The sequence below is a fragment of the Microtetraspora niveoalba genome (assembly GCF_001570405.1).
In the GTDB taxonomy this organism is placed as follows: domain Bacteria; phylum Actinomycetota; class Actinomycetes; order Streptosporangiales; family Streptosporangiaceae; genus Microtetraspora; species Microtetraspora niveoalba.
Genome location: NZ_BBYM01000004.1, coordinates 133,751 through 146,105, shown reverse-complemented (window position 1 = coordinate 146,105; position 12,355 = coordinate 133,751). Strand labels below are relative to the sequence as shown.

The window sequence follows — 12,355 nt, the reverse complement described above, 5'->3', positions numbered from 1 at the left end:
CACCCGCGCAACGGTAAATCACGATATTTCCATTAAAGTGGGACAAGCGTACCGCTTTTTGGAGGTTCCCCCATGGCATGGCTCCTGCTCGCCGCCGCGATCGCCTCGGAGGTCGTCGCGACCACCGCCCTCAAGTTCAGCGACGGGCTGAGCAACAAGGGCTGGAGCGCCGTGATGATCATCGGGTACATCGCCTCCTTCGTGTTCCTGGCCCGAGCCCTGAAGCTGCAGATGCCGCTCGGCGTCGCGTACGCGGTGTGGTCGGGCGTCGGCACCGCCGTGATCGCCGTGATCGGCATGGCGTTCATGGGCGAGAACATGAACCTCGCCAAGATCGGCGGAATCCTGCTGATCATCGGTGGTGTCGTGCTGCTGAACCTGGCGGGCGCCCATTGACCGGCCCGGCCCGGCGCGAGGAGGGCGGGAAGTCGCGGCGCGGAACCCAGGAACGGGCGCTGCGCCGCCGCGAGGCGCTGCTGGACGCGGCCGTCGACCTGCTCGGCGAGGGCGGCTTCACCGCGGTGACCCACCGCGCGGTCGCCGAGCGCGCCGGCATCCCGCTCGCCGCGACCAGCTACTACTTCTCGTCCCGCGACGAGCTGGTCGCGGACGCCTTCGCCCTGCTCGTCGAACGCGACCTGCTGCGGATGCGGGCCTCGGCGGCCGAGGCGGGCGCCGGCTCGCTCGTCGAGTCGGCGCGGACGATCCTGCGCACCTACGCGCCGGACCGGGGCCGCCAGCTCGGGCTCTGGGAGCTGTACCTGCAGGCGGGCCGCGAACCCGCGCTGCAGCACATCGCCCGGACCTGGACCGACGGGTGGCACGACATCGTGCGGACGCTGCTCGACCGGGCCGGACACCCCTGCGGTGACGACGAGGTCCGCTTCGTCGCGACGCTGGTCTCGGGCCTGTGGCTGGAGCTCCTCGTGGAGGACCGGCCCGGCTCGCCGGAGCGGGCGGGGGAGACGGTCGCCCGCGCCCTGCGCGCCATCACGGAATGCCGGTGACGACGGAAAACCCGCGTCTCGTCCTCGGCGACGTCGATGACCCGGTCGACGACGGCCGGGAATGCGCGCCATGGTTTCCCGCCCGTGGTTTCCGGCGAAAGACCACGATCGGCTGAGCGACGGCCGGTGGGATATCGGCCGTGCCGGAACAGCCGCGCCATGTTGACCTTCCCCTTGGGGGAAGCCGCAGCATCGTCGGCACCGGCCGCGGTGGCCGGGATGAGGAGGAGCGGTGCGGCAGCTGCTGACGATCGGGGCGTTCGCGCGGTCCGCACGACTGTCGCCGAAGGCCTTGCGTTTGTACGACGAACTCGGGTTGCTGCGGCCGGCCGCCGTCGACGGCGAGTCGGGGTACCGGTTCTACGATCCGGCGCAGTTGGAGCGGGCCCGTTTGATCGCCTGGCTGCGCCGGCTCGGGATGCCGTTGGCGCGCATCCGGCGGGTGTGCGACCTGCCGGCTCCGGCGGCGGCCGAAGAGATCGCCGGCTACTGGGAGCAGGTGCTCGCCGAGACCGCGGCCCGGGGGCAGCTGGCCACCTTCCTCGTCGACTATCTGTCGGGAAGGGGCAGCGCCATGGAAGAGGCGGCGACCATGCTCGGGATCCGTTACGCCGCACGGTCGGAGTCGGGGCCGGTGCGCACGAGCAACGAGGACACCGCGTACGCGGGGCCGCGGCTGCTGGCGGTGGCCGACGGAGCGCGCGGCCCGGGCGGGGACCTCGCGAGCGCGGCGGCCATCGACGCGCTCAAGCCGTTGGAGACCATGGCCGTGCCGGCCGAGGATCTCCTCGGCGCGCTCGCCGAGGCGGTCGACGACGCCGACAGGGCGATCGGGGACATCGCCGCGTCGACCCCGTCGGGTGAGGTGGTCACCACGTTGACCGCGCTGCTGTGGTCCGGATCCAGGCTGGCGCTGGTGCACATCGGTGACACCCGGGCGTACTTCGTGCGTGGCGGGGAGCTGTTCCAGATCACCCATGACCACACCTACGTGCGGTCGCTGGTCGACGAGGGGCGGCTGACCGAGGAGGAGGCGGCGTCGCATCCGCAACGCTCGCTGCTGGCTCGGGCGCTCACCGGTACGGGCGGGGCCCGGCCGGACCTGTCGGTACATGAGGCCGTGGCCGGCGACCGGTACCTGTTGTGCTCCGACGGGTTGTCCGCCGTCGTGCCGGCCGAGTCGCTGCGCGAGGCACTGACCGGGCAGGGCGGCCCCCAGCAGGTGCTCGACGAACTGGTCGCGCGGGCGTACGCCGCCGGCGCCCCCGACAACATCGCCTGCGTGGTCGCCGATGTGGTGAGGCTGGAGACACCGGCTGCCGACGACGCCCGCCGCGGCGGCGGCACCGGACGGTGAGCGCGTCGGCGGTCCGGGCTCCTCGTGCCTACACGGTCGACCGCCGCCCGCTGGCCGTCGCGGCGTACCGGCGGTTGTGGACGGCCTCGGCCGTCTGCGCGGTGGGCGGTTCGTTCAGCGTGGTCGCGGTGCCGACGCAGCTCTTCATGGTGACCGGCTCGTCGGCGGCCGTGGGGGCATCGGCCGGGGTGTCGTTCGTCGCATTGGTCGTCGCGGCGCTGTGGACCGGCGCCCTCGCCGACGTCAAGGACCGGCGGAAGGTTCTGCTGGCCGCGCACTGCGGCCTCGCGTCGACGTACGCGGCGTTGTGGGCCCAGGCGGCGCTGGGCGGCCGCTCGGTCCCCGTCTTGTTGGTGCTGGTGGCCTGCCAGGCGATGACCTTCGGGGCGATCATGACCACGATGGGCGCCGTGGTGCCCCGCCTCGTCCCGGCCGAGCTGCTGCCGGCGGCGAACAGCCTCAGCCACCTGGTGCGCTACGCCGGGACGATCCTGGGGCCGGTGCTGGCCGGTGCGATGATCCCGATCGTCGGGCTCGGCACGCTGTACCTCTTCGACGCCGTCGCGCTGCTGGCCGTCGTGTGGGCCGTCGTCAAGCTGCCGCCGCTGCCGCCCGGCCCTGACCCCACCGGATCTTCGAGCGATCAGGTGGCGCGGCACCGCCGGGGTCGCTCCCTGATCGGCCAGGTATCGGATGGTTTCCGGTACCTGGCGGCCAGCCGGCTGCTGGTGGCGGTCCTGGCGGTGGACCTCGCGGCGATGGTCTTCGGCATGCCCGTGGCGCTGTTCCCGGAGCTGGCCCAGCACACCTTCGGCGGCCCATCCGGCGGCGGCCTGGAGCTGGGACTGCTCTACGCCGCCTACCCCGCCGGGGTTTTCGCGGCCGGCCTGTTGTCGGGCACGTTCACCCGCGCCCGCCGCCACGGCGCCCTCATGGCGGCGGCGGCCGCGGCGTGGGGAGCCGCCGTCGTGCTCCTGGGACTGGCCGCACATCTGTGGATCGCGCTGGCGGCGCTCCTCCTCGGCGGCGCGGTGAACTTCGTCCTGAGCACTTTCCGCAACGCCATCTCACAGGCGCACACCGACGACGCCATGCGCGGCCGGATCCAGGGATCGCTCATCGTCGTTCTCACCGGCGGCCCGCAGATCGCGAACCTCCTGCACGGGGCCGCCGCAGAGATCTACGGCACCCGGACGGTGATCTGCGCCGGCGGGCTGCTGACCGCCGTGACCGTGGCGGCCATCACCTGGGCAGCCCCCCAGTTGCGGCGCTACACCGCTCGGCCCCACGGCCACTGACTCGCCGAAAGGTCCGTGCCCGCTGTGAGCCGGCGAACCCGGGAACCTCCCGCGATGGCCGGTCGGGCACTCCAGGCCGGAGGCGGCCGATCTTCCGGCCCCGCGACCGCCGGCCCTGGTCGGCGCCCTGAACCCGGGCCGGGAGCCCGTCGACGGGGGCCGAGGCCGGCGGCGCGGATCTCAGGCGAGTAGTGCGGGCGCGAGCTCCCGCCACACCTCCATGGGCAGAGCCCCCGGATGCGACGACAACACCTGTACGCACACGTGGTCGGCGCCCGCGTCGAGATGGTCGCGCACCCGATCGCGGAGCGTCCCGACGTCCCCGTACGCGACGATGGCGTCCACCAGCCGCCGACTCGGCCCGCCCTCGATGTCCTCGTCCCCGAAACCGAGCCGCCGCACGTTCGCCTGCTGATGGGGCGCCATCGAGACGTAGCCGGCGACGTGCGCAGTGGCGATCTCGCGCGCCCGGCCGAGGTCGGTGTCCAGCACGACCGCCTGCTCGACCCCGAGGAACGCGTCCGGCCCCATGATCTCGCGCGCCCGCGCCGTGTGCTCGACCGGCACGAAGTACGGGTGCGCCCCCCAGGTCCGCTCGGCGGCCAGGCCGAGTATCTTCGGGCCGAGCGCGGCCAGCACCCGGCGCGGCGCCGGGTCCGGCACGGGGGAGTGGCGGGGGACGGCGTCCATCGCGTCCAGGTAGGCCCGCATCGTGCTCACCGCCCTGCCGCGCGCCGGCACCGGATAGCCGTCCATCTCGCGGACGGTGTCGTCCACCCGGTGGCCGCCGAGTCCCAGCACGTACCGGCCGGGGAACGCCTCGCCGATCGTGCGTTCGGCGGTGGCCATCGCGATCGGGTCACGGAACAGGATGTTGGCGATGCCCGCCGCGGCGACGATCCGCCGGGTCGCCGACAGCAGCAGCCACGCCTGCCCCACCGTGTCCCGGCCGAACGCCTCCCCGAACCAGATCGCCCCGTATCCGAGCTCCTCGATCTCCGCGGCCGCCTCGCGCACCTTCCCGGCGGGTTGCCCGTCGAAGTCGAAGGTCCAGATCCCCACCCGGCCCAGCGCGCCGCGCGCGTCCTCACTCATCGCCACTCCCAATCTTTCCGGAGATGCTCTCCGTTTAGCAGGCACGAGCGTACGCAGAACCTCTCCGATTGGCTAGTCGAGGCACGTGCCCGGCACGACCGGCCGGCGACGCGCCCGATCCGGTTCGCCGATGAGGCGGCCGGACCGCGACCGCCGGTCGCGTTTGTCAGAGGCATACCCCGGGGGGTACATTGGCGCTCATGGAGTTGACCGAGGCCCTGGTCGGCGACGCGGTGACGCGTCTGCGGCGCGCGCACGGCCAGTTGGCCGGAGTGATCACCATGATCGAGGCGGGGGAGGACTGCGCGAAGGTGCTGACCCAGCTCGCGGCGGTGTCCAAGGCGCTCGACCGGGCCGGTTTCAAGCTGGTCGCGACCGGCCTGCGACACTGTCACGCCGCCCAGGAGCGCGGCGAGCAGGCCCCGATGAGCATGGCCGAACTCGAGAAGCTGTTCCTGGCGCTGGCGTAAGGGGCGCCACACGCAGGTACCCCTGGGCGTCTTTCGCCGTTCAACTTTCGCCGTTCAACGCGGCCATCCGGGCCGCCTTATGTGCTCAATATACCCCCCGGGGTATGAGCCGGAGAGTGAGACAAGCGATGACCATGAATGCCGCGTCCTCCCCCGTGGACGTGACCACGGCACGCGCGCTGATCGCGTCCGATCCCGACGTGGTCGTCGTCGACGTGCGGACTCCCGCGGAGTTCGAGACCGCGCACATCGACGGCGCCGTCAACCTGCCGCTCGAGCAGGTCGACGCCCACCTGCGCCGGATCGTCGCCGACGCGGGCGGGACGATGTTGCTGATCTGCCAGTCGGGCAACCGCGCCGACCAGGCACAGAAGAGGCTCTGTGACGCCGGGCTGCCCGGCACGGTCGTGCTGTCGGGCGGGATGAACTCCTGGATCGCCGCCGGCGCACCCGTTGTGCGCGGCAGGCAGAAGTGGAGCCTGGAGCGTCAGGTGCGCCTCGCCGCGGGCGGCATCGTCCTGGCGTCCATCGTGGCCGACCTCTGGCTGCCGGGCGTGCGGTTCGTCGGCGCCTTCGTCGGCGCGGGCCTCGTCTTCGCGGCCGTGAGCGACACCTGCGCCATGGGCACGCTGCTGTCCAAGCTGCCCTACAACCGCGGCAGGGCCGACGCCGCCGAGGCGCTCGCCTGCATCGTCAAGCCCGCCCGCTCCCGGGCCTGACCTCCGCTCCGCCGTGCGGTACGGCGGAGCCGTCTGTCTCCCCTATACCCCCCGGGGTATGAAGGAAAGGCGATGAAATGATCATCGTGACCCTTGTCGCCGCCGTGGTGGTCGGCCTGACTCTCGGGCTGTTCGGCGGCGGCGGGTCGATCCTCACCGTGCCGCTGCTCGTCTACGTCGCGGGTGTCCCGGCCAAGGAGGCGATCGCCATGTCCCTGTTCACGGTGGGAGTGACCAGCGCGGTCAGCGCCGTCGGGCATGCCCGCGCCGGGCGGATCAGATGGAAGACCGGGCTGGTCTTCGGCGCCGCGGGCATGGCCGGCGCCTACGGCGGCGGCCTGCTCGGGCCGCATCTGCCCGAGGCGCTGCTGATGGTCGCGTTCGCGGTGATGATGGCGGCCACCGCGATCGCGATGATCCGCGGCCGCAAGACGCCGTCGCATGATTCCGCCCGCACGGACCTGCCGGTCGCGCACGTCGTGGTCGAGGGCGTGGTGGTCGGCGTGGTCACCGGGCTGGTCGGGGCCGGCGGCGGGTTCCTGGTGGTCCCCGCGCTGGTGCTGCTCGGCGGCCTGCCGATGAGCGTCGCCGTCGGCACCTCGCTGATCGTCATCGCGATGAAGTCGTTCGCCGGTTTCGCCGGTTACCTGCAGAGCGTCCCCATCGACTGGTCGGCCGCGCTTTCCATCACCGCCGCCGCGGTCGTCGGAGGCCTCATCGGCGGGCGGCTCGCCGGACGGATCCAGGCGGACCGCCTGCGCGAGGCCTTCGGCTGGTTCGTGCTCGCGATGGGCGTCTTCGTGCTGAGCCGGCAGGTGCCGCCGTCGCTGCTCGACTCGGCGTGGGGCCTGGCCGTGCTGGTCGCCGCCGCCCTGTCGGCCGTGGCCGTCGCCGCGTACCTGCTCCTCGTACGCGGAGGACGGGACCGGGCGGGCCGGGCGACGCGGGCGACGCGACTGCCTCAGACCGACCGCCGCTGACCGGCGGCCTGCCGGCTGGAGGAAGCGGTCCTGGTCGTGGACCCGACCGAGGACGGCTGGAACGCGCCGGCGGAGGCCCTCCGCCGGCGCGGGGACGCGAGCGGGCCGGTGAACGGAATACGAACACAGCACAGGAGGAAATGAAATGATCTTCACGCAGTACTACCTGGACTGCCTGTCCCAGGCGTCGTACCTGATCGGCGACGAGACCAGCGGCCGCGCCGTGATCGTGGACCCCAGGCGCGACGTGTCGGAGTACGTCGCCGACGCCCAGGCGCAGGGCCTGCGGATCGAAGGGGTGATCAACACCCACTTCCACGCCGACTTCGTCGCCGGTCACCTGGAGCTGGCCGCCCGCACCGGCGCCTGGATCGGCTACGGCCGCCGCGCCGAGGCCGAGTACCCCATCCGCAGGCTCTCCGAAGGCGAGCGCATCAAGCTGGGCGAGGTCGTCCTGGAGATCCTCGAAACGCCGGGCCACACGCCCGAATCGATCAGCGTCCTGGTGTACGAGCACGCCGGCGACGCCGTGCCGTACGGGGTGCTGACCGGCGACGCGCTGTTCATCGGCGACGTGGGCCGCCCCGACCTGCTCGCCTCGGTCGGCGTCACCGCCGACGAGCTGGGCCGGATGCTCTACGACAGCGTCCAGCGCAAGCTGATGGCGCTCGACGACGAGGTGCGGGTCTTCCCGGCACACGGCGCGGGCTCGGCCTGCGGCAAGAACCTGTCCACCGACCTGTGGTCGACGATCGGACGGCAGCGCGTGGACAACTACGCCTGCGCGCCGATGAGCCTGGAGGACTTCCTGGCCATCGTCACCGAGGGCCAGCCGCCCGCGCCCGGCTACTTCGCCTTCGACGCCGAGCTCAACCGCAAGAACCGCGAGCTGCTCGACGCCGACGCGCACGCCCGTCCGCTGGCGGCGGCGGAGTTCCTGGCCGCGCGGGCCGCCGGCGCGGTCGTCGTCGACGCCAGAGACGCCCAGGAATTCGCGCTCGCGCACCTGCGGGGCTCGCTCAACGTCGCCGCCGACGGCCGCTTCGCCGAGCGGGTCGGCATGCTCGTCGAGCCCGGCAGCGAGATCGTCGTGGTCGCGCCGCAGGGCCGGGAGGACGAGGTCGTCACCCGGCTGGCCAGGATCGGCTTCGACACGGTCACCGGCTATCTGCGCGATCCGGAGGCCGCCTTCCTCGCCATGCCCGGCGAGGTCGCCCACTCCTCGAGGATCACCGTCGCGGAGCTGCGTGAGGCCCTGGGAGGGGACGAGCCCCCCGTGCTCCTCGACGTGCGCAACGCGGGGGAGGTCGACGAGGGCGCCGTCGAACCCTCGATCAACATCCCGCTGGCCGAGCTCGCCACGCGGCTGGCGGAGGTCCCGGACGACCGCCCGGTCGTGGTCTACTGCGCGGGCGGCGCGCGCTCGGCCATCGCGGCCAGCCTGCTCACGCACCACGGGCGCGCGCGGGTGTCCGACCTGCTCGGCGGGTACGGCGCCTGGCAGCGCGCGCTCACATCCGCCGAGGCGTAGGTCACCCGCTGCCAGGAATGCCCGAAGGGGATCGCCGGACGTCCCTCGCGGTGATCCATCTGGCTCCACCCCGGCCCTGGGGTGGAGCCAGTCCCGTTCCCGGCCTCCGGCGGCCTGCCGTGCCGCCCGGTCAGGATCGGCGGGCGGGCGCGAGGTCCGCACCACCTGGGCGGCGGACCTCCTCGACGGCGTCTTCATGACCGAGGCGCGGATTCGTTCGTCGGGGCGCGCGGCGGTCCGGTGGAAAACCCTTTTGCGGCCGGGGCGTCACCTGACAGGGTCGTGAGCCATGAGCAGCAGTTCCGCCATCAGCGAGGTTCCGACCGCGCCGGTGCCCGTCCCCGGCATCGTCGCGGCGCTCGCCGGCGACGCCGCCGTCACCCCCGTATGGCGCAACGAGCTCGGCGGTCTGACCTTCCGCCTCGACGGGGGGAGTGACGGCGCCAGATACGTCAAGTGGGTCGCCGCAGGCACTCCCGAGATCGATCTTCCCGGCGAAGCCGGGCGCCTGGCCTGGGCGCGGCGCTGGGCACACGTCCCGCTCGTCCTCGACCACGGCACCGACGCCGAGGGTGCGTGGCTGGTCACCGCGGCCGTCCCGGGCCGGTCGGCGGTGGAGCCCCGATGGAAGGCCGATCCCGCGACGGCGGCGGCCGCGATCGGCCATGGCCTGCGCCTGCTCCACGACGCCCTTCCGGCCGACCGGTGCCCGTTCGACTGGAGCGTCGAGCGGCGGCTCGTCCGCGCCGACGAGCGCATCGCCGACGGCGAAGGCCCGGCCGACTGGTCCCCCGAGCACCGGCATCTCGACCCGGCCGAGGCCCGGGCGCGGCTGGCCGAACCACCCGCGATCGACCGTCTCGTGGTCTGCCACGGTGACGCCTGCGCTCCCAACATCCTGCTGCACGACGACGGCTCCTTCGCCGCGCACGTCGACCTGGGGTCACTCGGCGTAGCCGACCGGTGGGCCGATCTGGCGGTCGCGACGTGGAGTCTCGAATGGAACTACGGCCCCGGCTTCGACGGCATCCTGTACGACGCGTACGGGATCGACCCCGACCCGGAGCGCCTCGCCTACTACCGGCTGCTCTACGACCTGGCGTGACCCGGCATGCCCGAGAATGGGACGATGACGACAGCGGACGGCACGATCACCGCGCGGCGGCGGCGCGCTGACGCGCGGAGGAACCACGACCTTCTCGTCGCCGTGGCGAGGGAGACGTTCGCCGAGTCGGGGCCCGACGCCTCGCTCAACGAGATCGCCCGCCGTGCCGGTGTGGGTCCGGGCACGCTCTACCGCCACTTCCCCAACCGGGCCGCCCTGCTGACGGCGGTGCTCAGAGACCGGGTCGACACCCTGTGCGGCCACGCCGAGCGACTGCTGTCCGCCGACTCCCCGGACGGGGCGCTCACCGAGTGGCTCCACGCGTTCCTCATCCACGCGCGGGTGAACCAGGGCCTCGGCAGCGCCCTGATGATCGAGGGGCAGGAGGCGCAGGGCTTCGACTGCCACCGCGCGATCCAGGAGGCGGCGGCGGCCCTGCTCGCGCGGGCCCAGCGGGCGGGTACGGCGCGCGCCGACCTGACGGCGGGCGACCTCCTCCAGCTCGTCGTCGGCATCGCCCTGTCCACCGTCAGGAGCGACGACGACCCCGGCCAGCCCGACCGGCTCCTCGCGCTCGTCCTCGACGCCGTCCACGCGCCCCCGCGCGCGTCCGCCACCAGGCGGAGGTGAGCCATCCCGCCGAAGGACGCCGATCCGCCGGCGTTCCGGCGCTGATCGCCCGCGTTCTGTCGCTGATCGTCGGCATTCCGGCGGTGATCCAACGGCGTTCCGAGGGGCATGCGCCGGTGGTGCGCCGGTGGTGCGCTGGTGGTGCGCTGGTGGTGCGCAGGTGGTGCGCGGGTGGTGCGCCCGGGGTGCGCCCCGGGTGCGCCGGTGGTGCGCCGCCCCCGCCCGCCCGGTGTCAGCGGCCCAGCTCGGCGACCAGCTTCCGGTACGTCGCGAATGCCGGCTTCGGGGTGTAGTCGTCGGCCAGCAGCCCGAACCGGTGGAACAGGCTCGGCCCGGAGCTGTCGGCGTCACGCAACGCGAAGTGGACGTAGCCGCCGACGTTGACCGTGGTGCGGCAGGCCTCGACCGACCGGACGATCGTCTCCACCACCCACGCCTGCCGCTCCGCCGTACGCTCCGGACCGGTGGGCCAGCCGTTCTCGGTGATGTACAGCGGCACGGCGGGATCGATGCCCGCCGACGTGAGGCGCTCGGCGCGGTGCAGCGCGAGCAGGCCGGTGACGGCGTCGTGCAACCCGTCGGGGGAGACGGGCATGAAGACGTCCGGGAAGAAGTCCAGGCCCACATAGTCGAGAGCGTCCAGGAACGGCCGCCCGCCCGCCTCGACGAGCGCGGCGACGAAGCCGGCGGACGGGCCGAAAAGCGGGGTCGTGTTGAACCCGACCTTCAGGTGGCCGAAGCCCTGCCGCCGGGCCTCGTCCTTGGCCGCGAGCACGCCCTCCACCACGGCGCGGCGGACGTTCGGATAGTAGCCGTCGAGCGTGGGATTGCCCTCGACGTTGGGCTCCTCGGTCACCTGCAGGGTCGCGGCGCGATGCCCGTGGCGGCGAACGAGGTCCCGGACGAAGGCGGTGAATCCGGCGACGTCGCCGCTCCGTGACTGGAACTGCGCGACCAGGTCCAGGGCGCGCCCCTCACCGGCGTACCGCTCGACCCGCTCCGGAGCCTGCACGTGGGCGCGATCGTCGCCGGGATCGGTGAAGCCGAGATAGCCGCGGACGAGAAAGGGCCGGTCACCGGACTGCAGCGACCTGAGCGCCTCGAGGATCCGTTCCGGATCGTCCGCCGGCCCAGTGGCCAGCCCTCCCGCGTCGTCACCGGTGATCCCGCCGGGGTAGACGCCGAAGAGCAGTCGGTCGGACGTGTCAGCGGTGGAGGTCATGGTCGGTTCCCTTCGTCGTTTCGGATTGGGACGGCGCTCCAGGCCGGCCCCTGCGTGCCGGCCCGCCCGTCGCCCTGCTCGTGGCCTCGCGTCCCGGCCCGTCTGTCGCCTTGCTCGCGGCCTCGCGTCCCGGCCCGTCTGTCGCCTTGCTCGCGGCCTCGTGTGTCGGCCCGCCCGTCGCCCTGCTTGTCGCCTCGCGCCTCGCCGCTCCGTCCGCCGCTCCGTCCGCCGCTCCGTCCGCCGCTCCGTCCGCCGCTCCGTCCGCCGCTCCGTCCGCCGCTCCGTCCGCCGCTCCGTCCGCCGCTCCGTCCGCCGGGTCGGTCGCCGGCGGGCCAGGGCAGGCTTCCGGAGGAGATCTCCTCGGCGACGGCGTCCACCCAGGCCAGCTCGGCGCGCGCCATGTGCAGGGCGTACTCGGCCTCGATGACGTACAGGCGGGGCACGCCGCCGGACGCCAGCGCCTCTCGCAGGGCCCGCTCGTCATCCGCGATGGCGGAGCGGAGCCGGTCGCCTCGCTCACGCAGCGCCTCCGAGGCCCCGGCCGGGCCCAGCGCACCGAGATAGGCGACGGCGGTGAGGAAGAGCGGGAACTCCCGCCGCGGGGTGCGGATCTGCTCCTCGACCCGCGCGGTGAACGCCTCCCGGCCCGCGCCGGTCAGCTCGTACACCGTCCGGGCCGGCCGGTTCCCCTCCCGGACGCGGGCGGCCGGCGTGATCCACCCCTCTCCCTCCAGCGCGGCCACCACGTCGTACAGGGAGCCCCGGTTGATCCGGACACTGGCGTCCTTTCCGCGCTCCCGCAGCACGGCGGCCATCTCGTACGGGTGCATGGGCCGTTCCATGAGCAGGCCCATCAGGGCCAGTGCCAGGGGATTGTCCACGCTACGTGCCATAGTCGCCTCCTGATATCAGGAACCGACTATACATGCCGCCGGACCGCC

The 12,355-nt window shown here is 73.0% G+C and carries 13 protein-coding genes; 10 read left to right on the top strand and 3 right to left on the bottom strand.

Annotated features, from left to right (window positions below; all coding sequences use genetic code 11):
• Positions 1-72: 72 nt before the first annotated feature.
• The 4 genes from AWQ70_RS03580 to AWQ70_RS03565 all read left to right on the top strand — a co-directional run bounded on the left by AWQ70_RS03580 (position 73) and on the right by AWQ70_RS03565 (position 3,662).
• Positions 73-396 (top strand): DMT family transporter, encoded by a 324-nt coding sequence (locus AWQ70_RS03580; RefSeq protein ID WP_067170126.1) that lies wholly within the window; start codon positions 73-75, stop codon positions 394-396.
• Positions 393-1,007, top strand: a complete 615-nt coding sequence (locus AWQ70_RS03575) for a TetR/AcrR family transcriptional regulator (RefSeq protein WP_067170123.1) — start codon at positions 393-395, stop codon at positions 1,005-1,007. The genes AWQ70_RS03580 and AWQ70_RS03575 overlap by 4 nt, the downstream gene beginning before the upstream one ends.
• A 232-nt stretch (positions 1,008-1,239) precedes the next feature.
• Positions 1,240-2,364, top strand: a complete 1,125-nt coding sequence (locus AWQ70_RS03570; protein ID WP_067170121.1) for a MerR family transcriptional regulator — start codon at positions 1,240-1,242, stop codon at positions 2,362-2,364.
• Positions 2,361-3,662: an MFS transporter gene (locus tag AWQ70_RS03565; protein ID WP_067170117.1), complete on the top strand. Its 1,302-nt coding sequence runs from the start codon at positions 2,361-2,363 to the stop codon at positions 3,660-3,662. The genes AWQ70_RS03570 and AWQ70_RS03565 overlap by 4 nt, the downstream gene beginning before the upstream one ends.
• Positions 3,663-3,842: 180 nt before the next feature.
• On the opposite strand, the gene AWQ70_RS03560 is transcribed toward AWQ70_RS03565, so the two are convergent.
• Entirely contained in the window at positions 3,843-4,757 is a 915-nt protein-coding gene (locus AWQ70_RS03560) for a TIGR03620 family F420-dependent LLM class oxidoreductase (RefSeq protein WP_067170662.1), read from the bottom strand.
• Positions 4,758-4,957: 200 nt separating this feature from the next.
• Here AWQ70_RS03560 and AWQ70_RS03555 point away from each other — a divergent pair, with 200 nt between their 5' ends.
• The 6 genes from AWQ70_RS03555 to AWQ70_RS03530 all read left to right on the top strand — a co-directional run bounded on the left by AWQ70_RS03555 (position 4,958) and on the right by AWQ70_RS03530 (position 10,192).
• Complete coding sequence (locus AWQ70_RS03555) at positions 4,958-5,227, top strand: metal-sensitive transcriptional regulator (RefSeq protein ID WP_067170115.1); 270 nt, start codon at positions 4,958-4,960, stop codon at positions 5,225-5,227.
• A 128-nt stretch (positions 5,228-5,355) separates the two neighbouring features.
• Positions 5,356-5,946, top strand: coding sequence for a rhodanese-like domain-containing protein (locus AWQ70_RS03550; protein ID WP_067170112.1), 591 nt, complete (start codon positions 5,356-5,358; stop codon positions 5,944-5,946).
• Between the two features lie 77 nt (positions 5,947-6,023).
• On the top strand, positions 6,024-6,926 hold the full coding sequence (locus AWQ70_RS03545; RefSeq protein ID WP_067170109.1) for a sulfite exporter TauE/SafE family protein: 903 nt from the start codon (positions 6,024-6,026) through the stop codon (positions 6,924-6,926).
• 145 nt (positions 6,927-7,071) lie between these two features.
• Complete coding sequence (locus AWQ70_RS03540) at positions 7,072-8,457, top strand: MBL fold metallo-hydrolase (protein WP_067170105.1); 1,386 nt, start codon at positions 7,072-7,074, stop codon at positions 8,455-8,457.
• Between the two features lie 289 nt (positions 8,458-8,746).
• Positions 8,747-9,562, top strand: coding sequence for an aminoglycoside 3'-phosphotransferase (locus AWQ70_RS03535; protein ID WP_067170103.1), 816 nt, complete (start codon positions 8,747-8,749; stop codon positions 9,560-9,562).
• A gap of 24 nt (positions 9,563-9,586) precedes the next feature.
• Positions 9,587-10,192 carry a TetR/AcrR family transcriptional regulator gene (locus AWQ70_RS03530; protein WP_067170100.1) on the top strand — a complete coding sequence of 202 codons (606 nt, stop codon included), beginning with the start codon at positions 9,587-9,589 and terminating at the stop codon, positions 10,190-10,192.
• 232 nt (positions 10,193-10,424) lie between these two features.
• Here the strand turns inward: AWQ70_RS03530 and AWQ70_RS03525 are convergent, their stop codons facing one another.
• Both AWQ70_RS03525 and AWQ70_RS40395 read right to left on the bottom strand, forming a co-directional pair.
• On the bottom strand, positions 10,425-11,414 hold the full coding sequence (locus AWQ70_RS03525) for a glycoside hydrolase family 1 protein (RefSeq protein WP_067170098.1): 990 nt from the start codon (positions 11,412-11,414) through the stop codon (positions 10,425-10,427).
• A complete protein-coding gene (locus AWQ70_RS40395; protein ID WP_084516487.1) occupies positions 11,411-12,307 on the bottom strand; it encodes a PadR family transcriptional regulator in 897 nt (298 codons plus the stop codon). The genes AWQ70_RS03525 and AWQ70_RS40395 overlap by 4 nt, the downstream gene beginning before the upstream one ends.
• Positions 12,308-12,355: the final 48 nt, after the last annotated feature.

Excerpts from the sequence above, each read along its gene's own strand:
- AWQ70_RS03580 (WP_067170126.1), top strand. The coding sequence starts at position 73 with ATGGCATGGCTCCTGCTCGCCGCCGCGATCGCCTCGGAGGTCGTCGCG.
- AWQ70_RS03560 (WP_067170662.1), bottom strand. The coding sequence starts at position 4,757 with ATGAGTGAGGACGCGCGCGGCGCGCTGGGCCGGGTGGGGATCTGGACC.
- AWQ70_RS03555 (WP_067170115.1), top strand. The coding sequence starts at position 4,958 with ATGGAGTTGACCGAGGCCCTGGTCGGCGACGCGGTGACGCGTCTGCGG.
- AWQ70_RS03550 (WP_067170112.1), top strand. The coding sequence starts at position 5,356 with ATGACCATGAATGCCGCGTCCTCCCCCGTGGACGTGACCACGGCACGC.
- AWQ70_RS03545 (WP_067170109.1), top strand. The coding sequence starts at position 6,024 with ATGATCATCGTGACCCTTGTCGCCGCCGTGGTGGTCGGCCTGACTCTC.
- AWQ70_RS03540 (WP_067170105.1), top strand. The coding sequence starts at position 7,072 with ATGATCTTCACGCAGTACTACCTGGACTGCCTGTCCCAGGCGTCGTAC.
- AWQ70_RS03535 (WP_067170103.1), top strand. The coding sequence starts at position 8,747 with ATGAGCAGCAGTTCCGCCATCAGCGAGGTTCCGACCGCGCCGGTGCCC.
- AWQ70_RS03530 (WP_067170100.1), top strand. The coding sequence starts at position 9,587 with ATGACGACAGCGGACGGCACGATCACCGCGCGGCGGCGGCGCGCTGAC.
- AWQ70_RS03525 (WP_067170098.1), bottom strand. The coding sequence starts at position 11,414 with ATGACCTCCACCGCTGACACGTCCGACCGACTGCTCTTCGGCGTCTAC.
- AWQ70_RS40395 (WP_084516487.1), bottom strand. The coding sequence starts at position 12,307 with ATGGCACGTAGCGTGGACAATCCCCTGGCACTGGCCCTGATGGGCCTG.